At 44.9% G+C, this 19645-nt stretch carries 21 protein-coding genes; 6 read left to right on the forward strand and 15 right to left on the reverse strand.

The features are described 5' to 3' along the window. Positions 1-8: 8 nt before the first annotated feature. Entirely contained in the window at positions 9-407 is a 399-nt protein-coding gene (locus ABD128_RS06975) for an OsmC family protein (RefSeq protein ID WP_343988513.1), read from the reverse strand. Positions 408-535: 128 nt separating this feature from the next. Here ABD128_RS06975 and crp point away from each other — a divergent pair, with 128 nt between their 5' ends. Further along, a complete protein-coding gene (crp, locus tag ABD128_RS06980) occupies positions 536-1171 on the forward strand; it encodes a cAMP-activated global transcriptional regulator CRP (RefSeq protein WP_110200069.1) in 636 nt (211 codons plus the stop codon). A gap of 49 nt (positions 1172-1220) precedes the next feature. On the opposite strand, the gene ABD128_RS06985 is transcribed toward crp, so the two are convergent. The 4 genes from ABD128_RS06985 to ABD128_RS07000 form a co-directional block, all read right to left on the reverse strand. Then, the gene (locus ABD128_RS06985) at positions 1221-1802 is read right to left on the reverse strand and encodes an anthranilate synthase component II (RefSeq protein ID WP_343989379.1); all 582 of its coding nucleotides are present in this window, start codon (positions 1800-1802) and stop codon (positions 1221-1223) included. A 296-nt stretch (positions 1803-2098) separates the two neighbouring features. Then, the gene (gph, locus tag ABD128_RS06990; protein WP_343988517.1) at positions 2099-2788 is read right to left on the reverse strand and encodes a phosphoglycolate phosphatase; all 690 of its coding nucleotides are present in this window, start codon (positions 2786-2788) and stop codon (positions 2099-2101) included. 2 nt (positions 2789-2790) lie between these two features. Then, on the reverse strand, positions 2791-3468 hold the full coding sequence (gene rpe, locus ABD128_RS06995; protein WP_110200075.1) for a ribulose-phosphate 3-epimerase: 678 nt from the start codon (positions 3466-3468) through the stop codon (positions 2791-2793). Between the two features lie 133 nt (positions 3469-3601). Then, complete coding sequence (locus ABD128_RS07000; RefSeq protein WP_343988521.1) at positions 3602-4342, reverse strand: DUF3050 domain-containing protein; 741 nt, start codon at positions 4340-4342, stop codon at positions 3602-3604. A gap of 359 nt (positions 4343-4701) precedes the next feature. Here ABD128_RS07000 and ABD128_RS07005 point away from each other — a divergent pair, with 359 nt between their 5' ends. Next, positions 4702-5226: a hemerythrin domain-containing protein gene (locus ABD128_RS07005; protein ID WP_343988524.1), complete on the forward strand. Its 525-nt coding sequence runs from the start codon at positions 4702-4704 to the stop codon at positions 5224-5226. 26 nt (positions 5227-5252) lie between these two features. On the opposite strand, the gene ABD128_RS07010 is transcribed toward ABD128_RS07005, so the two are convergent. Next, positions 5253-6386, reverse strand: coding sequence for a VanZ family protein (locus ABD128_RS07010; RefSeq protein WP_343988527.1), 1134 nt, complete (start codon positions 6384-6386; stop codon positions 5253-5255). Positions 6387-6521: 135 nt separating this feature from the next. On the opposite strand from ABD128_RS07010, the gene ABD128_RS07015 reads away from it, so the two are divergent. From ABD128_RS07015 to plsB, 3 genes are read left to right on the forward strand one after another with little or no spacing between them, the layout of a single operon-like run. Next, the gene (locus tag ABD128_RS07015) at positions 6522-8102 is read left to right on the forward strand and encodes an acyl-CoA ligase (AMP-forming), exosortase A system-associated (RefSeq protein ID WP_343988530.1); all 1581 of its coding nucleotides are present in this window, start codon (positions 6522-6524) and stop codon (positions 8100-8102) included. A 34-nt stretch (positions 8103-8136) separates the two neighbouring features. After that, the gene (locus ABD128_RS07020) at positions 8137-9363 is read left to right on the forward strand and encodes a pyridoxal-dependent decarboxylase, exosortase A system-associated (RefSeq protein WP_343988533.1); all 1227 of its coding nucleotides are present in this window, start codon (positions 8137-8139) and stop codon (positions 9361-9363) included. A gap of 16 nt (positions 9364-9379) precedes the next feature. Then, entirely contained in the window at positions 9380-11899 is a 2520-nt protein-coding gene (gene plsB / locus ABD128_RS07025) for a glycerol-3-phosphate 1-O-acyltransferase PlsB (protein WP_343988536.1), read from the forward strand. Here plsB and ubiA read toward each other — a convergent pair. Both ubiA and ABD128_RS07035 read right to left on the reverse strand, forming a co-directional pair. Further along, entirely contained in the window at positions 11861-12733 is an 873-nt protein-coding gene (ubiA, locus tag ABD128_RS07030; protein ID WP_343988539.1) for a 4-hydroxybenzoate octaprenyltransferase, read from the reverse strand. The two genes, plsB and ubiA, sit on opposite strands and share 39 nt — an antisense overlap. A gap of 53 nt (positions 12734-12786) precedes the next feature. Then, complete coding sequence (locus ABD128_RS07035) at positions 12787-13341, reverse strand: chorismate--pyruvate lyase family protein (protein ID WP_343988543.1); 555 nt, start codon at positions 13339-13341, stop codon at positions 12787-12789. A 162-nt stretch (positions 13342-13503) separates the two neighbouring features. Between ABD128_RS07035 and ABD128_RS07040 the strand changes: the two genes are divergently transcribed. Beyond that, positions 13504-13737 (forward strand): putative signal transducing protein, encoded by a 234-nt coding sequence (locus tag ABD128_RS07040; RefSeq protein ID WP_343988546.1) that lies wholly within the window; start codon positions 13504-13506, stop codon positions 13735-13737. Here the strand turns inward: ABD128_RS07040 and glpE are convergent. The 7 genes from glpE to ABD128_RS07075 all read right to left on the reverse strand — a co-directional run bounded on the left by glpE (position 13734) and on the right by ABD128_RS07075 (position 19615). Then, positions 13734-14045, reverse strand: a complete 312-nt coding sequence (glpE, locus tag ABD128_RS07045) for a thiosulfate sulfurtransferase GlpE (RefSeq protein ID WP_343988549.1) — start codon at positions 14043-14045, stop codon at positions 13734-13736. The two genes, ABD128_RS07040 and glpE, sit on opposite strands and share 4 nt — an antisense overlap. 26 nt (positions 14046-14071) lie before the next feature. Continuing rightward, positions 14072-14689 carry a rhomboid family intramembrane serine protease gene (locus tag ABD128_RS07050; protein WP_343988552.1) on the reverse strand — a complete coding sequence of 206 codons (618 nt, stop codon included), beginning with the start codon at positions 14687-14689 and terminating at the stop codon, positions 14072-14074. A 3-nt stretch (positions 14690-14692) separates the two neighbouring features. Next, the gene (locus ABD128_RS07055) at positions 14693-15157 is read right to left on the reverse strand and encodes a GNAT family N-acetyltransferase (protein WP_343988555.1); all 465 of its coding nucleotides are present in this window, start codon (positions 15155-15157) and stop codon (positions 14693-14695) included. Between the two features lie 11 nt (positions 15158-15168). Beyond that, positions 15169-16194, reverse strand: coding sequence for an L-threonine 3-dehydrogenase (gene tdh / locus ABD128_RS07060; protein WP_343988558.1), 1026 nt, complete (start codon positions 16192-16194; stop codon positions 15169-15171). A 73-nt stretch (positions 16195-16267) separates the two neighbouring features. Then, positions 16268-17464, reverse strand: a complete 1197-nt coding sequence (locus ABD128_RS07065) for a glycine C-acetyltransferase (protein ID WP_343988561.1) — start codon at positions 17462-17464, stop codon at positions 16268-16270. A 143-nt stretch (positions 17465-17607) separates the two neighbouring features. Further along, the gene (locus ABD128_RS07070) at positions 17608-19146 is read right to left on the reverse strand and encodes a PH domain-containing protein (RefSeq protein WP_343988564.1); all 1539 of its coding nucleotides are present in this window, start codon (positions 19144-19146) and stop codon (positions 17608-17610) included. Continuing rightward, a complete protein-coding gene (locus ABD128_RS07075; RefSeq protein WP_343988567.1) occupies positions 19124-19615 on the reverse strand; it encodes a PH domain-containing protein in 492 nt (163 codons plus the stop codon). The genes ABD128_RS07070 and ABD128_RS07075 overlap by 23 nt, the downstream gene beginning before the upstream one ends. Positions 19616-19645: the final 30 nt, after the last annotated feature.

The raw sequence follows: 19645 nt of genomic DNA on the forward strand, positions 1-19645 counted from the left end.
GGAGTTCCTTACACTGGCACTATTTGATAGCTGGTTTCGACAGGCATATTCGGATCGAGCGAGTGCATTACTGAGCAGTATTTCTCAACCGACAAATCGACCGCTTTTTTAACCTGTTTTTCCGATAGACCTTTACCGCGAACGACAAACTTCATTCTCAAGCCTATAAAACGGCGCGGTGGCTCGTCGGCTCTGTCAGAGTCTATCTCACAGTGACAGCCAGTAATGTCTTGGCGAGCTTTTTTAAGGATCATCACCACATCCACCGAGGCGCAAGCGCCCACTGACATCAGTAAATTCTCCATTGGCGAGGCATAATCGCCTTCAGCGCCAAACATAACTTTTTGTCTTTTGCTGTTTTTCCCAATAAAATTAAGGTCGTTGACCCAGTCAATTGTTACTTTCATAATGATTTGTGACCTAGTTAAAGCTTTTAGAGGCTATATAGTGCCATATCGAATTTGATTTTAAAGGGGTACGGCACTAAGATTTCATGCTATATTCTGAATGATTACAACAAAATAGGAAATATCACATGGCGTTACCTTATCATCTGGCTCAAGACGAGACCATTCAGTGGTTCCTAAATCACTGTCAGAGACGCCGTTTCCCAACCAAAAGCACCCTTATCTACGCGGGTGACTCTTCTAACACTTTGTATTTTTTACTTGAAGGCTCGGTAACAGTATTAATCGAAGACGACGAAGGTCGTGAGTTAGTACTTGCTTACTTAAACCCTGGCGATTTCTTCGGTGAGATGGGTTTATTCACTGATGATCACGATCGCACGGCATGGGTAAGAACTAAAACCGAGTGCGAAGTTGCGGAAATCAGCTATGAAAAGTTCCGCCAGCTAACTAAGGATAATCCTGACGTTTTATTCAAGCTGGCCACTCAATTAGCGAGTCGTCTCCAAAAAACCAGCCGCAAGGTTGGTGATTTAGCCTTCCTCGACGTCACAGGCCGTGTTGCTCACGCTCTTCTTGAATTAGCTAAAGAGCCTGATGCGATGACACACCCTGATGGCATGCAAATTAAAGTTACTCGCCAAGAATTAAGTCGTATAGTTGGCTGTTCACGAGAAATGGTGGGTCGAGTATTAAAAGCTCTAGAAGAGCAAGACCATATCCATGTTAAAGGAAAAACTATGGTCATCTTTGGCGCTCGCTAATAGCGCGCCGAGATACAACTATTGTTAGCCCTGCAATCGCAGGGCTTTTTTATGCCTGTTTACCTGATTCAATAAAGTTCTTCAGCAGTTGGTGGCCCTTCTCGCTTAAGATCGATTCAGGGTGAAACTGTACGCCTTCAAGCTTCAAGATTTTGTGCTTGATGCCCATAATGTATTCCAACTCACCTTCTTCGTCTTCGGTCCATGCCGTTATTTCAAACTCTTTAGGCAGACTCGGCGTATCGACGACTAGCGAATGGTAACGGGTCGCCTGAAATGGATTCGGTAAGCCGTTAAAGACGCCTGTGTCGTTATGGTAAATCTCTGAGGTTTTGCCGTGCATGACTTGCTTGGCCTTTATCACATTACCGCCAAACACTTGCGCCATCGCTTGGTGGCCCAGACAAACGCCAAGGATTGGGTATTCTTCTGCTAATTCTTTGAGAATATCTATGCTCACGCCTGATTCATTTGGCGTACAAGGCCCTGGCGAGATAACGATAAAGTCTGGCTCCATCTCATTCACCTCTTCAACCGTCAGTTCATCGTTACGTTTCACGATGACTTCTAGCCCAAGCTGGCCAAAATACTGCACTAAGTTGTAGGTAAAGGAATCGTAATTATCGACCATTAACAACTTTTTGCGGCTCGCTGGTGGCTCTTTAATAATCAAGGAAGCAATCAGAAAGGCGATACTCAAGACTAGCATCGTCATTAATGGCCAGTGGTTATTCATAAAACCAGTGTCACCATCGTAGATACTTTGTTTTGAGCAGAGGTGCTTATCGTAATGATAACTGTCGCCAGCGCTCACACACTGCTCAATCGCACTTAGATCGCTCATGTAGTGGCCAAGTGTCGCGACTATCATTAATGTCGCTAAAATCCACCATACTTTACGCATATATCACCTCAACAAGAGAAACCTTACGCATAGGAATCTCTCTCAACCGAAATCAAAGGGGTTAGTTGTTCTAAATTGTCGACAACAGTGTGCTTCACGCCTTGGGGCCGAATATCGCTAGGATTCAACGCATAACCATAAGTCACACCAACAAAAGGCATCTTGGCGTGAACGGCGGCCTCTGCGTCCTTCGACGAATCGCCCACCATCCAGCAGTTGTTGGGCTCGACCTTAAGCTCTCGGCAGACATGAAGCAATGGCTCTGGGCTTGGTTTTTTCTCAGGTAAACTATCACCACCGAGAACTATCTCGAAATAGCCATCGAGTTTTAGATGTTTAATTATGGGCCCGATAAGTTCATGGGGCTTATTACTCACCACCGCCATTTTGACGCCCGACTGCTTTAACTGATCGAGCAATGTTTGTACGCCATCAAACATCACGGTCCTATCCGCCGGAAGGGCGCGGTAAAACTGCATGAAAAGGCGATAGGTTTGCTCAAACCACTCGGGTTTGCCGAAATACTCTAGAGCCTGCTCAACAAAGACTTGAGCGCCACCACCAATCCAGCGTTTAATCTGATTCAATGGTTGCTCAGGCAAATCGAGCTCTTCAAAGGTATTATTAGCCGCAACCTGAATGTCGCCAGCACTATCAACGAGGGTCCCGTCGAGGTCAAAAATGACCAAGTCGGGAAAAGTAAGTTTGGTCATCCTTATCGTGATGCGCCTTTCTCGGCATTCGCTTTCATCTGGCTAACAGTGGCTTGATAATCATCGGTATTAAAAATTGCAGAGCCGGCGACAAATGTATCGACGCCACAGGCTGCAATTTCTTCGATATTATCAATTTTCACGCCACCATCAATTTCCAAGCGGATATCGCGCCCCGACTCATCGATTAGTTGGCGTACTTGCTGACATTTACGCAAAGTCGAAGGAATAAAGCTTTGACCACCAAAGCCAGGATTAACCGACATCAACAAGACTAAATCGACTTTATCAATAATGTACTCAAGAATGCTCACAGGGGTCGCAGGGTTCAGCACAACACCCGCTTTACAACCGTGCTCCTTAATCAAACCGATAGTACGGTCGACGTGCTTCGAGGCTTCTGGGTGGAAACTGATGTAAGTAGCGCCCGCTTTAGCAAAATCTGGAATGATGCTGTCCACTGGCTCAACCATAAGATGCACATCGATCGGCGCTTCTATACCATAGTCGCGCAATGCTTTGCAAACCATAGGGCCAATCGTGAGGTTAGGAACATAATGGTTGTCCATCACGTCAAAGTGGACCCAGTCGGACCCCGCTTTTAAGACATTTTCGACTTCTTCACCAAGTCGTGCAAAGTCAGCGGAAAGAATAGAAGGCGCGATAACAATATTTTGCATAAATAGGTCTATCGGTAAGGTTTTTGCCCATTCTACAGAATCTTTATCACGACTTCTAATATCGAAACTAAAGCTTCCCTGCTTTTTACTAACTTTTACTCCTTATTTGTCGGAATGACACGAGCTTTAGCTCTTATGCTGCTTTTTCGCGCTTTTCATTAATCGCTTCGAGCACAGCATCCCATAGACGTGATCGTAGTTTTAAACTCTCTACCGCGATGTCTTCAGCGCTTTGCCACTTAGCAGCATCATCGCCACAAAGAGCTTGCAGGCACTTTTCGGCTAACGGCCCATGCTCATCACCATCTAACTCAATGTGTCGCTCTAGGTAATAAATTAACGTTGGGCAATCAACTTGCTCCGCCGACATCACATCTTTAATCGCCGTGAACATATCTGGGATCAACTTTTCACGGCCATACAAAAACGCTGAAGCAACTTCAACGTCACTGCCGTTTTTGGCGATCTCGAGATTATATTCCACGAACTGGCGCGCACCATCAGGGATCAAACTCAGATCTTGGGTTTCGATAAATTGCTTAATGCGGCTAGTATCGGCGCCAACCTCGTCCATCGCTTTTAAATACAGCGAGTAATGGCTGACCGCGTTCCCTTCTGGGTCTAGATCACTTTCTTCGCCAATAACGATTTCGTTAATAAAGCGCACTACTTCAGGATCTTGCTTCGACTCGATCCAAGGCACATCAACGCAGGTTAAGCGTTGCTGCAAAGATTTAAGTAGGCTCATGAAATCCCAAACGGCGTAAATATGGTATTCCATAAAAGTGCGAACACTAGTCACACTATTCAACGCTTGGTAGGCCTCATGGCTCGATAATTCTTGGTTTAATTGTGTTAATTTTGTCTTCAACATGGTCTTTCCTCACAGTGGGTATTTTGCATCTCCAAACCGGCCAATGCAGATTTGACTTTATAATTATTGTTGGCATTTTTTAGTATGCTCTCTATTTACTAATCACAGCCCTTATAAAAAATCCACGTTTTATAGGGCTTTTTTTTATTTTTTTATGACTTGGTTATCATTTAATCATTAGAAAATGCTTTTCCTGCAAATATGAATTGAATTCAATGCATCTGCGCATAATGCGAATTCGCATTATTTCCATATATATTAATGACTTATAATTATTGAAAATGTCTTTTTTTTAGTGTCTACTAAGTTGTTACTACAACAAAAAAGTAACGATTTTTTATTTAGCTTAGGAGATAGCAATGGGGTTTATAAAAGACTTTTTTACAAAAAGGCCACAAGCTCAACAGAAAACTGCGCCACCACCACCGAGACAATCAAACGCTGCTCCCACCAAAAAAGGCATTCAGTTTGATCCGGCTTTAGTTGATAATTTGAAAAATGACCATAGTCATCTGGTGACGCTTTTTGGACAAATGTGGGAACTGGGATATCAGGCCAACAATCCACATAAGTTGGCAGAGTTAGTCACTCAGTTTAAGCGTGACTTTCAGGCGCATTTATTAAAAGAAAATGTGAAATTTTATGTTTACCTAGAGCAGAACCTGACGGATGACGCATCCTCGATGCAGTTGGTAAAAGACTTTCGCAATGAAATGAATGATATCGCTCAAGCGGTGATTAAATTCTGTAAACGTTATTCAAAGCCAATCAAAATGTCCGTGTTGCAGGAGCATTTTCCACAAGAGTACCAGCAGGTTGGCGAAGTTTTAACCCACCGCGTATCGCTTGAGGAAAACGAGCTTTATACCTTATACACACCCTAGTCTGGGTTTTTATTCTGAAAGGGATTTCAGCGCGCTCTTTGGATCGCCTGTAACCGCACCAACAAAATACCGATCACCACCGCCATTACGAATAACGTAATATCCGGATACTTCCCCACCAAGAACAGTTGCAACACTGTGATAATGACCGATAAACACACTAATAACCCCGAAGCTAGTCGGTAATTTGACCACCAACGAGCACAGAAATACCCGACCGATGCTAATAACAACGATTCCTCGATAAGTTGGCTCAAGTTGTACCAGGTTGAACCGGTCAAGAAATCATCAAACGGTAACCACTGAAAATTGTTCATGGTACCCTTGAACTTTAAGGGGTAAAGCCCTTTCCATAACAATAAGCCAATAGTTGCTACAGCAATCATCGGCACCATCCAACGTCGTGACACACTTTGGTGAATAACAATTGCCAAGGGTATCGCGCTGATCTCGCTCCAACCCATTTGCGAACGATACATTGCGAGTTTGATGATCAAGACAAATACCGATAAAAACACAATAAAGCCTAAGCGATACTCTTTTCCTAATACCCGCTTTACTAAATGATAGAAAATTAACCAGAATATTACGTTCTGTACCCAAACGTTGAGCGACCAAGTGCTTTTAACGATAGTGTCGATACTCTGCCCGAACTGCTTGCTCTCGAAAACAGGAATGTAAGGGAAAAACTGCCAACCTATCCATAAAAACAAGACTAAAAAAGCAGGAGATATTGCGACCCGCATACGCGCCGGAATCATTCGTTGAATACGCTGGCTATTGGAATAAGCGGCTAAGGAAGTACCGATCAGTATCCCAATGGCATTTAACAAGGCATCGGCGGCATGGGAAACCCGTGATGGCAGGTAAAACTGAATAAATTGTAGACAGACCGCAAAAAGAATGCCCCCACCGAGCATCAGCAATATCGACCACAGGATAGCTTTTCGCTGTTTTTGCTGGACGATTAATGCACCAAAAAAGCCATAAGGGATGAATAATAAGATATTCGCAATTACATCCGAACGAATGGTTCGTTGCTGCCAGTTTAAGAGCCAAGCTCCTAAATCCTCGGGGAGTGGGCGCGACAAATCGAAATTAAACGGGTACAAAGAGCCGTAAGCTATAAAAACTATAACTATGTACCAAATCAATCTCATTAATTGTCCTTCCCTTATACTGCCTTATACCGCTTCTTAATGGCTTGGTTAATTTTTAATGGGTTTAGCTGACGCGGTTGCTGTAAACCGCTAAAATGTGTTTTAGCTCATCCAATTCATAATAACGGAAAACAGATGCTTTGCCAGTTTGATGATATTGTTTCTACAAGCAGTCAGCATTTTGCCCACAAAGTTGCGCTCGACGATAACAAACAACAGTTGACCTACCAACAACTGGATCAAGCTATCGATCGTTTAGCCGATTACTTCATCGAGCTTGGTCTAGCGCCCATGACGCGTATCGGGGTTTATTTACCTAAGCAAGTCGAAGCCGTAATCAGCTTTTTCGCCGCCAGTCGCGCAGGCTTGGTTTTTGTGCCGATTAATCCGTTATTAAAACCCGCACAAGTCAGCTATATCGCACAAAACTGTAATATCGAACTACTCGTGACCAGCTCGCAGCGGAGCAAGATATTACAGGGCATTTTTGATGAATGCGAGGATCTAAGTCACCTTTTAATAGTCGATGACTCGACAAAGTTCAGTAAGCCGGAAACTGTCTCGACTCGCTTTTGGTCAGAATTACCAAGCCCAGAGCATCCGCGTCGCCGTCAGGCCATTTCCCTAGACTTGGCTGCAATTCTCTATACGTCGGGCTCTACCGGCCAGCCCAAAGGCGTCTGCCTTTCGCATCAAAACCTTATCGCTGGAGCGCAAAGCGTCAGCCAGTATCTGCATAATACCGCTGATGATATTTTATTGGCCGTCCTGCCTTTAAGTTTTGATTATGGTTTGAGTCAGGTCACCACTGGGCTTTTAGTCGGTGCTAAAGTGATTTTGATGGAATACCTGTTGCCAAGAGATGTCATTCGCCAAGTGGAGAAACATCAAGTCACAGGACTCGCCGCCGTACCGCCATTGTGGGTACAACTGGCGTCACTAGAGTGGCCACAGTCGGCACAAAATTCCCTTCGCTATATTACCAATAGCGGGGGCGCCATGCCGGAAGCCACGTTAACTCAACTCAGAGAAGCGCTACCAAATACTGCACCTTATTTGATGTATGGCCTAACCGAAGCTTTCCGCTCCACTTATTTAGAGCCAGATGAGATCGATAAACGCCCAAACTCCATGGGCAAAGCCATTCCTAACGCACAAATATTAGTACTGCGAGAAGATGGCACTGAATGTGCCGCTAATGAGCCTGGAGAGCTGGTTCACCGAGGGGTTCATGTCACCCTTGGTTACTGGAATGCCCCTGAAAAAACTGCCGAACGCTTTAAGTCGTTACCTTCTGGTGATCAGTTGTTACCTGAAATCGCTGTGTGGTCGGGCGATACGGTTAGTCGTGACGAAGATGGCTTTCTTTATTTTATCGGTCGTAAAGACGATATGATAAAATGCTCAGGTTATCGAATCAGTCCAGCAGAACTTGAAGATACTTTGTATCATTTTGAGCTAGTGGACGAGGTCGCCGCGATAGGCATACCCCATCAACAATTGGGGCAGGCTGTGTTGCTCGTGATTAAGTTGGCGCAAGACGTGCATCCCGACGAAGACAGCACAAAAGCAATCAAGCGCTTTTGCCAACAGCAGCTACCAAACTATATGCAGCCAAAATTTATCGAGTTTGTCGAGCAGTTACCGCGCAATGCTAACGGTAAAATCGATCGACCGGCGCTAAAAAAGACATTTCTGCATTTAGCAGAGGCCTAACCCCCTAACTGGGCAAAAGGTACAAAGGTAATTTATGACAACTAAAACACACGCACCGATGGATCAGTTTTCCAGCGACAAAGGCGAGCTAATGATCGCAGGCAAGACAGTGAGCCAAGTGGTGCAAATCACCGGTCAAACGCCATGCTACGTCTATGATAAGGCCGTAATCAAAGCGAATGTGGAACGTTTACGTCATTATTTCCCAGATATTAGCCTGCATTACGCGATGAAGGCGAATCCTTATGCGCCACTGCTATGCTACCTTTCTGATTTAGTTGATGGCTTAGACGTCGCCTCCGGAATGGAGCTGGGCTTAGCACTTTCAACCTCAACCGACGCGCATAACATCAGTTTTGCTGGCCCTGGAAAGTCCATCAAGGAATTAACTATGGCGCTGGCTAGCGGTATCACCATTAATGTGGAGTCGAAAACTGAGCTCGAGCGTATCAAAGAGCTTAGCGAACAACTTGACAGCAAAGCTTCGATTGCCTTGCGTTTAAATCCTGACTTTGAGCTAAAGTCGTCAGGCATGAAGATGGGTGGCGGCGCGCAGCAATTTGGTATTGACGTTGAACAATTCAGCGACTTATTAGAACTTCTACAACACCCTAATCTTGAGCTTCGCGGACTGCATATTTTCACAGGCTCACAAAACCTACGCCCCGAATCCATAATCAGCGCCCATAACAATATTTTCGCTCTAGTCGCGCGTTTAATGGAGCAATACGCCATCGAGCTGACTCATATCAATATTGGTGGTGGCTTTGGTATTCCTTACTTCCCTGGCGATACGCCACTTGAGCTCGAACCGATTGCCGAAAACCTGAAAAACCTTCGCCAAGAATACAGCGATAACTTAAAAGGCTGTGAAATCATTCTAGAGCTTGGTCGCTACTTGGTCGGTAGTGCCGGTGTTTACTTATGTGAAGTCACTGACATAAAAATTTCTCGTGGCAAACGATTCTTAATTACTAATGGTGGTCTACATCATCATCTAGCTGCTTCTGGTAATTTTGGGCAAGTCATTCGTAAAAACTATCCGCTGGCGGTCGCCACTAAAATGGACGCCACAGAGTTTGAAACGGTCGACGTAGTCGGCCCTTTGTGCACCCCACTCGATATTTTGGGGAGCAATATGAACTTACCGAAAGCTGAAGTTGGCGATATTATCGCGGTATACCAATCTGGTGCTTATGGTTTTAGCGCCAGCCCGCGCGATTTTTTAAGCCACCCTCACCCCACAGAATTATTACTATAATAGGTTACTTTAACGTATGTCTTTTTCATCGAGTCTAAAAAGCATTTCTTTAGCCATATTACGCTTCCCGCTGAAGTTATTGGTCAGGGAAAAACGCGCTCCTTCGGATCCGGCGTCTGAATTTAACTTATCCCGTCAAGATCATATTATTTATGTTCTGCGTACTCAGTCGATGACCTCAATAGAGTTATTACGACGTCAAGGTGAGCAACTCGATTTACCGCTCGGCAAGGCTAATGATTACAGCTTGTCGGTGCCCGCTAAAGGTAGCTGCTTATTTCTTAATAAGCGCCCTAGTATTTTCCGTCGCAATAGGGTCAATGAATTGCACAAGGAAAGCCTCGTTAAACTGCTCGAGGCGCAAAAAGCCAACCCCAATACGCCTTTTAAATTAGTCCCAGTTTCAATCTATTGGGGGCGAAATCCTGGCAAAGAACGCTCTTTCTTCCGCTACTTTATTTCAAGCATCGAAGAATCTGGCCGTTTCGGTAAGTTTCTTATCATTTTACTCTCAGGCCGAAAGTGCCTAATTCAGTATGGACAGCCAATAGAACTAACCTCTGAAGAACTCAATTTAGAGCTTGATGCTAAGCGTAACGCTCATAAGCTCAGCCGAATTTTACGTGTGCACTTTAATCGCGCCTGGGTTGCCACTGTTGGACCACGAACTCAGAACCGCCGTGAGCTGATTGCCGGAATTGTCGCCTCAGATCCAGTGCAACAAGTGATAAAACGCGAAGCGGCCAAGGGCAAGCGTACCGAGCAAGAGCTTAAAAAAGAAGCCGGCAAGTACGTGAAAGAAATTGCCGCTAACTTTAGTCCGCGCATGATTCGTTTTCTTTCCGGTATTCTAACTCGCGTCTGGTACAAGATTTATGCGGGCATTGAAGTCAATAATCTTAAGCAAGTGCGCCAGATGGCTAAAGATCATGAGATAATTTATGTACCCTGCCATCGGAGCCATGCTGACTATTTGTTGTTGTCTTATCAGCTTTATCATGAAGGCTTAGCTCCTCCGCATATTGCCGCTGGCATTAACCTAAATTTCTGGCCTGCAGGCTCTATTTTACGCCGTGGCGGAGCTTTTTTCCTGCGTCGCAGTTTTCGCGGCAACCGCCTTTACGCCGCTGTTTTTAACGAGTATTTGTACCGTTTGTTCAACAAAGGAACGCCTGTTGAGTACTTCCAAGAAGGTGGTCGTAGTCGTACAGGGCGCTTATTAACGCCGAAAACCGGCATGCTTGCCATGACCATACAGGGTTTATTACGCGGGCTAAAAAAGCCGATCCTTTTTGTGCCAGTTTATATTGGTTATGAGCGTATGTTCGAAGGCAAAAGTTATGTTGGTGAGCTGCGCGGCAAGTCCAAACAGAAAGAGTCCTTTGGTCAGTTGCTAGGCGTTCGTAAAGCCTTAAAACGCTTTTATGGCAAGGTCTATTTAAATTTTGGCGAACCGCTCAAGTTGCACGACTTCCTAGAGCAACGCAATATTGACTGGCGCCAATCCTCGATTGATCAAGACGAACGTCCAGACTGGCTATCCAACACAGTAACTGCCTTGGGCGATGAAATTAACCGTCGCATTAACGCAGCGGCCAGTATCAACAGCATTTGTTTGGTTAGCCTGACGTTATTAGCCACACCGCGCCAAGCGATGGACAAGCGCGAATTGATTTCACATCTCGATATGTTAGTGACGCTGGCTAAGTCAGCTCCTTATAGCGAGCATATTAATTTGCCGGAAAACAGTGGCCTAGAACTAATCGAAACGGCGCTTAAACTGGGTGTAGTGCAAGAGTTCACCGATCCAACTGGAGCTGTAGTTTTTATTGAAGGCGACGAAGCTGTTCTTTCGACTTATTACAGCAACAATATTCTCCACGTCTACGTTTTGCCTTCTTTAATCGCGGCTATTTTCCAGCGCCATCACGAAGTCACTCGCACGCAAGTGGTTGACTTGGTTCAGCTGATTTATCCTTTCTTGCACCAAGAGCTTTACGTTCGCTGGACACAAGATGAAATTGGGCCTCAAGTAAATACCATTATTGACAGCTTTGTTACCCTTGGTTTATTAAAAGAAAGTGATAACACTCTCAGTGCAGCGGATGATACGGATCCGAATTGGGCGCGTCTTATGACGTTAGCACAAGCCGTACAACCGGCATTACAACGCTACGCCATTAGCCTCACTTTATTACACAGCTTGCATGAAGGCGAAACCATACGCCGCGCGGAATTAGAGCAAGAAAGTCAGCGATTAGCACAGCGCATTGCTGCGCTTAACGGCATTAACGCACCTGAGTTTTTTGACAAAAATCTGTTTAGAAACTTGGTGAAAATACTGAAAGACGAAGAGTGGGTTTGCCACACTGAAGGGACTGGTATGCGCCCAACGGATGCCTGTTTGTTACTCTACAACACGGTGATGAGTCTATTAAGCGTCCCTGTGCAACAGGGTTTACAGCAAGCATCTCGAAGCTTGCAGCAGAGCAAGCAATTAGCCCAACCAGTAGTGGAAGACAAGCCCGAGGAATAAGACCATTCCGATGTAATTGTTATTCAAAAAGGCGTTGAAGCATTCGCTTTCTTCTCGTTTGCGACAACGCCACATTTGTCTGCTAATTAATGCTAACGCTACAATCCAACCGCAATAGTAATAGATCGAAAGTTCCAGTTGTTGCCCGACTAATAACATTCCGAATAAAAACATTCCCTGGATGACACTGATCACCACCAAATCCATCTCACCAAAAAGAATCGCCGTCGATTTTAAACCCAGACGAATATCATCTTCCCGATCGACCATGCCATAAAGTGTGTCATAGGCCAGCACCCACAGCAAAGTCGAGATATATAACAACCACACAAGGTTTGGCACTTCGCCCGTAACTGCTGCAAACGCCATTGGAATGCCCCACGAGAATGCCGCCCCAAGTACCGCTTGCGGGTAATAGGTATAGCGCTTCATAAAGGGGTACATTGCAGCTAACAATACTGCTATGACGCTCAGACCAATCGTTAGCCAGTTAAGCGTTAGCACTAGAGCTAGAGCCATCAACACCAAGATTAAAAATAACGTTATCGCTTCTTTACTACTCACTTTGTCTTGCGCCAAGGGTCTTTGCTTAGTCCGTTTCACGTGAGCATCAAAATCTCGATCGGCAAAATCGTTTATTACACAGCCTGCCGAACGCATCAAAAACACTCCGAAACAAAAAACTACCAATATCCACCAGTTCGGCACTCCTTCTGCTGCAATCCATAAGGCCCAGAGCGTTGGCCATAACAGTAAATAGGTACCTATAGGTTTATTCAAACGCATTAACTGTGCGTAGTGCTGCCAATGATCTTTATTCAGTATTAATTTCATGGTTTCGTTAAATTCTTGTTATTAGGATCTTTATGGTTGCTGCATGTTCGTTATTAATAAAGTGGCGAGGCTGGCAAGAAAACTTCTAGTAATAGTAACTTTTTTTGGCTTCCGTCACTAGCCTGCTGACCACTTTGCCAATAGGAACGTCTAGCCCATAAGCTTTGCTTTTGGTCTTGGACTAAACCGTAGCTTTCTGCCTGTTGGAACATAGCGTGGTTTGAGTCAAGTCTCCTTACTTCGAGTGACTCACGTCGTAACTCTTTTGAGCTAAAGAGAATACTACCTAAGGGAGTCGTGCCTAAATCTAATATCAGCTTTTCTTCTGACACTGGCACCAAGGTTCGTGCAAAAATCCAGGGTGCATCGGGTCCATAAAGCACCACCTCTCTAAGCTGTGCTTGCTCTTCGGGCTGAATTTTCAGTATGTGATTTTCACTTGGGCTAGCAAGCACTTTGTCTTCTTTCAACAAGTCGAGTCTGACATTTTCTACGTAATGCCCTAGCTTCTGAGTCAAAGATCCAAACTCAGCGACCCATTCAGCGATATGGTATGGAAGCTCACGAACAACCTCGTCTGTAGCTCTATGCCAAACCTTAAAATCCATGACCTTAGCCCAAAATCATTGTAGTTGCGGATATTGTACTGGATTCACTGCTTAAACCCTAGTTTCACATGATTCAATCGGCTATGGCGACTGGTTACTTGAAAATCCGCATCATGAGTGACTTAATAATAGATATGGACCTAATAGCGTGGGAGTTTTTTGATGGCATTAGTAAGGGTAGAAACTTATGCGGACAATATGCAGGCTCATATTGCAAAAGGCTTACTCGAAACCCATGGCATCGAGGCGACTATCTTGCATGACGGTTTTCACAGCACTTATGGTTCGGCTATTGGTGAGGTGCCTTTGTTGGTTGAAGAAGAAAACTTAGTGCGCGCCCAACATATCCTCAATAAAGAACTGACAGACGATAACTTGGATAGCTTCTCGGCTTAAACCTCTACAGGATTATTTAGCTTCCACACTTCAAAGCCACCATCCATACTGTATACGTCCTTAAAGCCTTGCGCTGCAAAGTATTGCGCCGCAGGCTGACTACTGTGTCCGTGATAACAAACCACAATTAACGGCGTTTCTTTGTCGGTATTTTCAATATAGTCAGCCGCATTTTGATTATTAATATTGATCGCGTTTGGCATGTGCCCCGCGGCAAAGCCCTGTGGATCGCGAATATCGATCACATTCGTCGCCTGACTTTCTTGTAAGCGATTAACTTCTTCTATGGTGATTCTTTTAAAATTCATAAATACCGTCGAGTTTAATAATAAGTTTAAAAAGCTTTAGTTTTTGCCGTGATAACACCAAGAGCGCCCCCCGCTACCAACCCAATTAAGTGAGCCGCGTTGGCTATACCAACCATGCCGGTTGAGTTCAAGACAAAGCCCAGCACCAGCCAAATCAACATGAACTGCATAATGCCTGGATGTAATGGCACTCTATAGAAGGGATCAAATTTACGGCGCATAAAGATAAAGCCTAATAAGCCATAAACCACACCTGACATACCACCAAAGATATACCTTGAGCTGACATAACCCTCCATCCAATATTCTGTAAAGTACTGCGCCATGTTTGATGCAATGCCAATGATTAATACTAAAGTAAGCAAATACCAAGGACCGCGATCCTTTTCAATTGAACCGCCTAAGTCCCACAACCACATCATGTTAAAGATTAAATGGATCGGCAAGGAGCCTATCATAAAGTGTAGAAAGATTGGCGTGACCAAGCGGTGCAACTGGCCTTGCTGGATCAGTTCCCAGTTAAAGGTAAATAGGCTGGTTATTTCTCGGCTAGTGCCTGAGAGCGTGATAATCGATACCAAAACACTGATCCCGACCAAAAGTTTAGTCATCCAGCCGGCACGTTTCATAAAGTCTTCAAGCATCCGTTATGCCCCTAGTTCATCTTTGATCATTCTAATGTGTGGGATTCCATCTTCCAGATATGGTTCCGAAACCGTTGCAAAACCGAGTGATTGATAGAACTGCTCCAGATAGGCTTGCGCACTCACGGTTATTGGCTTCTTTTGATTCGATTCAATATAGGATATCGCTTGCTCCATGAGCTGCCTTGAAATACCTTGGCCCCGAAACGCTTCAGCGGTACAGACTCGCCCAATAGCGATATAGTCTTTACCTTCTATTTGAGTGTCGTAAAGTCTTGCGTAAGCAATGAGTGATTGTTTTTCATCAGCTGCTAAAAGGTGTAAGGCGTCGGGATCTTGTCCATCGACGTCTTGATAAGCACACTCTTGTTCAACCACGAAAACCTCTGCTCGAAGCTTCAACAACTGGTAGAGCTCGCTTTTATCAAGCTCTGCCCAGTTTTTCAGTTGAACATTTATGTGCCTCATTTCCAAGCCAGTTAGTCCCAGCTTAGTACCACTTTGCCCGATTGACCACTAGCCATAGTCTCAAAGCCTTCTTCAAACTTATCGATGTCAAAGCGGTGAGTAATCACAGGCGATAAATCCAAACCAGACTGAACCATAGCAATCATTTTATACCAGGTTTCATACATTTCGCGGCCATAGATACCTTTAATCACCAAGCCTTTAAAGATCACCTGATTCCAGTCAATCGCCATATCGCTCGATGGAATACCAAGCATGGCAATTTTGCCACCATGATTCATGGTGTTAAGCATAGAAGAAAACGCAGGCGGAGCCCCGGACATTTCCAGGCCGACATCAAAGCCTTCCTTCATACCCAACTCTTCCATAACATCTTCCAACTTTTCGTTGGCAACATTGACGGTGCGCGTAGCGCCCATCTTCTTGGCTAAGTCTAAACGGTAATCGTTCATATCCGTAATTACCACATGGCGCGCTCCAACGTGCTTAGCGATAGCCGCCGCCATCATGCCAATTGGGCCCGCCCCCGTAATCAGGACGTCCTCACCCACTAAATCAAAAGATAGCGCTGTGTGTGCCGCATTACCAAACGGATCTAAGATAGAGGCGATATCGTCTGAAATATCGTCAGGAATTTTGTAAGCATTTTCCGCTGGGATAACGAGGTATTCGCCAAATGCGCCAGGACGGTTTACGCCAACGCCTTCTGTGTTGCGGCATAGATGACGACGGCCAGCGCGGCAGTTACGACAGAAGCCACAAGTGATATGACCTTCACCAGAAACGCGATCACCGACTTGGAAGCCTTTAACTTCTTGCCCCACTTCTTCAATGATACCAACATACTCATGACCAACAGTCATCGGCACAGGAATCGTCTCTTGCGCCCATTCGTCCCAATGATAAATGTGCATATCGGTGCCACAGATCGCGGTTTTCTTGATTTTGATTAACACATCATTGTGCCCAAGCTCAGGTTTTGGATGATCGACCATCCAGATTCCTTTCTCCGCTTTTGCTTTACTCAATGTTTTCATAAGTTTCTCTAGGGTTTGAAGGCAGTCTCTTTTGACCGCCTTATATATTCATACTTTAACTATTACAACCGAATTATTTTATCACGCCTAGCTCTTTGCCCACTTTTTCAAAAGCGGCAATGGCACGATCGATGTGCTCGATATCATGTGCTGCTGACATTTGTGTGCGAATACGAGCCTGACCTTTAGGTACCACAGGGAACGAGAAGCCAATGACATAGATACCTTCTTGCAACATCTTGTCGGCAAAATTGCTAGCTAATGAAGCATCGCCTAACATCACTGGGATGATCGGGTGTTCTCCAGGAACTAACTCGAAACCAAGCGCGGTCATCTTTTTACGGAAGTATTCGCTATTGGTTCTTAATTTTTGACGTAACTCATCACCATTTTCCAGCATATCCAAAACGTGCAAGCTGGTCGATGCAATTACTGGCGCTAAGGTGTTCGAGAATAGATAGGGACGTGAACGCTGGCGTAACCACTCAACAATTTCTTTACGCGCCGAAGTATAACCGCCTGATGCACCGCCTAGTGCCTTACCTAAAGTACCGGTGATAATATCGACTCGATCCATAACACCACAATGTTCATGAGTTCCGCGGCCTTTGTCACCGATAAAACCAACAGCGTGAGAGTCATCAACCATGACCAATGCGTTGTACTTATCCGCTAAGTCACACACGCTTTCCAAATCGGCGATAATGCCGTCCATTGAGAAAACACCGTCAGTTACGATTAATTTATAGCGCGCGCCATCAGCTTCGGCTTGCTTCAATTTTTCTTCAAGATCTGCCATGTCGTTGTTGTTGTAACGATAACGCATGGCTTTACATAAACGCACCCCATCAATGATTGACGCGTGGTTTAATGAGTCAGAAATAATGGCGTCTTCTTTAGATAGAATCGTTTCGAATAGGCCGGTATTAGCATCAAAGCATGATGAATAAAGAATAGTATCTTCCATTCCTAGGAAGTCGCTAATTCGGTTCTCTAGCTCTTTATGTACGTCTTGAGTACCACAAATAAAGCGTACCGACGCCATGCCGTAACCCTGTTTATCAAGAGCATCTTTACCGGCTTTAATCAATTCAGGGTGGTTAGCTAAGCCTAAGTAGTTATTGGCACAAAAGTTAAGAACATTCTCGCCTGTAGTGACGCTGATGTCGGCCGCCTGTTGAGAGTCGATTACGCGCTCTTTTTTGTACAAACCTTCGGCTTTAACGTCTTCAATTTGTGCTTGAAGGTGACTTAAGAATTCTTTATTCATGGGGTACCCTTACTAAAAATCGTAATTAATAAGCTCCGGCGCTCGCTATGAGCCGATGAGAACTAGTGTAAATTGCGCTTATTCTAACATTGATCCGCACTGCTTTGATACGCCAGCTCTTGTTTATGACCAAACCCGAACCGCTACCAAACAAACTGCTTATGGCTCACGCGTTCGACTAGCCTACATTGAATCGCTTGGGCATCTTTAAGCATGATATAGGGGATTTCCACATGGTGTGCACCGACCGTTGCACCCGCGGTATCTACCTCTAATTTAGCCATGCCGTAGCGCCTGTCGAAAGGACTTTCTTTGACTTGTACCGTCTGAACTTTACCAATTCTAGCAAAGGTCTCTTTCTTGAAAATAACGCCACTTTTAAAGCCAATCACATCATGATCGAGGCAATATGCTGTATTTTTCAAGTATACCTTGGCATACCAATAGCCTAGTATCGATAACATGACAGCGACTAAAGGCATCCAGGCCCAGTGCAACCAAAACAGCGGTATAGAAACGATGACACTCGCAAGTACCGATTTTTTTGTGATGCGCTTAACCGCCGCTGCCTCAATCGGCTGCCATTTAATGTCTTGCCATGCGACATCCGGCTGGATTTGTTGCAGAATGTCAGCCCGCTGCTCTGCTTTAAACAAAGGCGCGATCTCTTTTATGGTCAGCCCCTGCTGCTCGTGGTTAACACCACCAGCGGTTTCAACGCTCATGGTTAAGCGCTTAAACCAACGGTGGAATAAGGAGTTTCGTACAGTTAGCGTTTGGACTCGACTCATTGGAATAGTCGCCTGCATTCGCGTCATTAAGCCCATGGTTGCTTGCAATTTGCCTCGATTTTTTACTAGCTCAAAGTCGTGCAGTTTAAATAAAGCGAAAGTTATCGATAGAATCCATAGACCTAAAATCCCCAAAATACACAGCACCAGAGCATATACAACAATGCTCAAAGCGCCCAAGTCACCGACAACACTATCGAAACTCGTGCTTATCCAGTTAGCAATTAGCACTAGTTTATCTTCAATAAAGTTCTTTATTACACCATCTGTAAGCTGTGATAAAAAACCAAAAGCCACTGCTAAGATCACCAAACCTTTATTGGTTATCACTCCATAGCGAACGATTTCTGAAAAGGACAACTTTAGGATGGGGGGATTACCCGTTGCGCCCTTAGTCTCATCGTGTTCTACGCTTGTGGCTTCGTTGGATGGTTCCGCATTTTCAAGTTCTTCCTTTCCATGGATTAACTCTTTTAATTCTTTAACCGCCTGCATGTCCACAACGTTGATCACAGCCTCCGGCTTGCCGCCTGAGGCAGATTCCAGTTGTACCGTGACCACACCCAGAATTCTGTGTAACGGGTTTTGTGAAAGGTTGATATTTTGGATACGGTTATAAGGCACCTGACGCTCGTTGCGAAAAATAATGCCTTCCTTCACACGAATCTGAGTGGGCTCCAACCAATAACGATAAAACTTATACTGAACTATGGCACCGAGGCTGACGATTAGCGCCACCGCCAGTGCAATGTATTCCCAATAACTACCGCCTGGGCCAATTAAAGCAATTAATACTGGGAATAATATCTTTTTAATATTGTCCAGCAGGATAAATATTGGCGATGTTTTATGGAGTGTGCGTTCGTCTTTAGACTGCATCGTCGTCGCCATCTTGTCGTAGTTGCTCTCGAAGTTCGTTTGCTACATCAAAGCTTAACCCGTCTAGCGGCACCGACGCGTCGCGTGTTCCAGCGGTGTAAACCACGAGCTTTGCTAGACTAAACTTTCGCTGTAAAGGTCCTTGGGCAACATCGGTATGCTGAATGCGGTTTCGTGGTACTAGCGTTTTACGGCGCCAGAAGACTCCGCACTGAATATATAATCCCTCACCGGTGAGCCAATACCATGTATAGCGATAGGACTTTTTTGCCCAAATAAACCCCAAAACAAAAATAAGCAATACCGCGCCGACGACAATTGACCATACCAGCCAGCTGCTGATAATAAAGGAAACCACAGTTCCCGCAATTAGCAGCACTAGGCTAGCAATGCTGTGACTAATTCTTGAAGCCTTTACTGAGTCGGGATGAAGACGCTTCGCCTCTTCAGGTATTGCATCGATAAGTGATTGTTGTGACATTCTTTTCTCCTTATTGTCATTCTTATTATA

The organism is Kangiella japonica (assembly GCF_039523535.1).
GTDB classification, from domain to species: Bacteria; Pseudomonadota; Gammaproteobacteria; order Enterobacterales; family Kangiellaceae; genus Kangiella; species Kangiella japonica.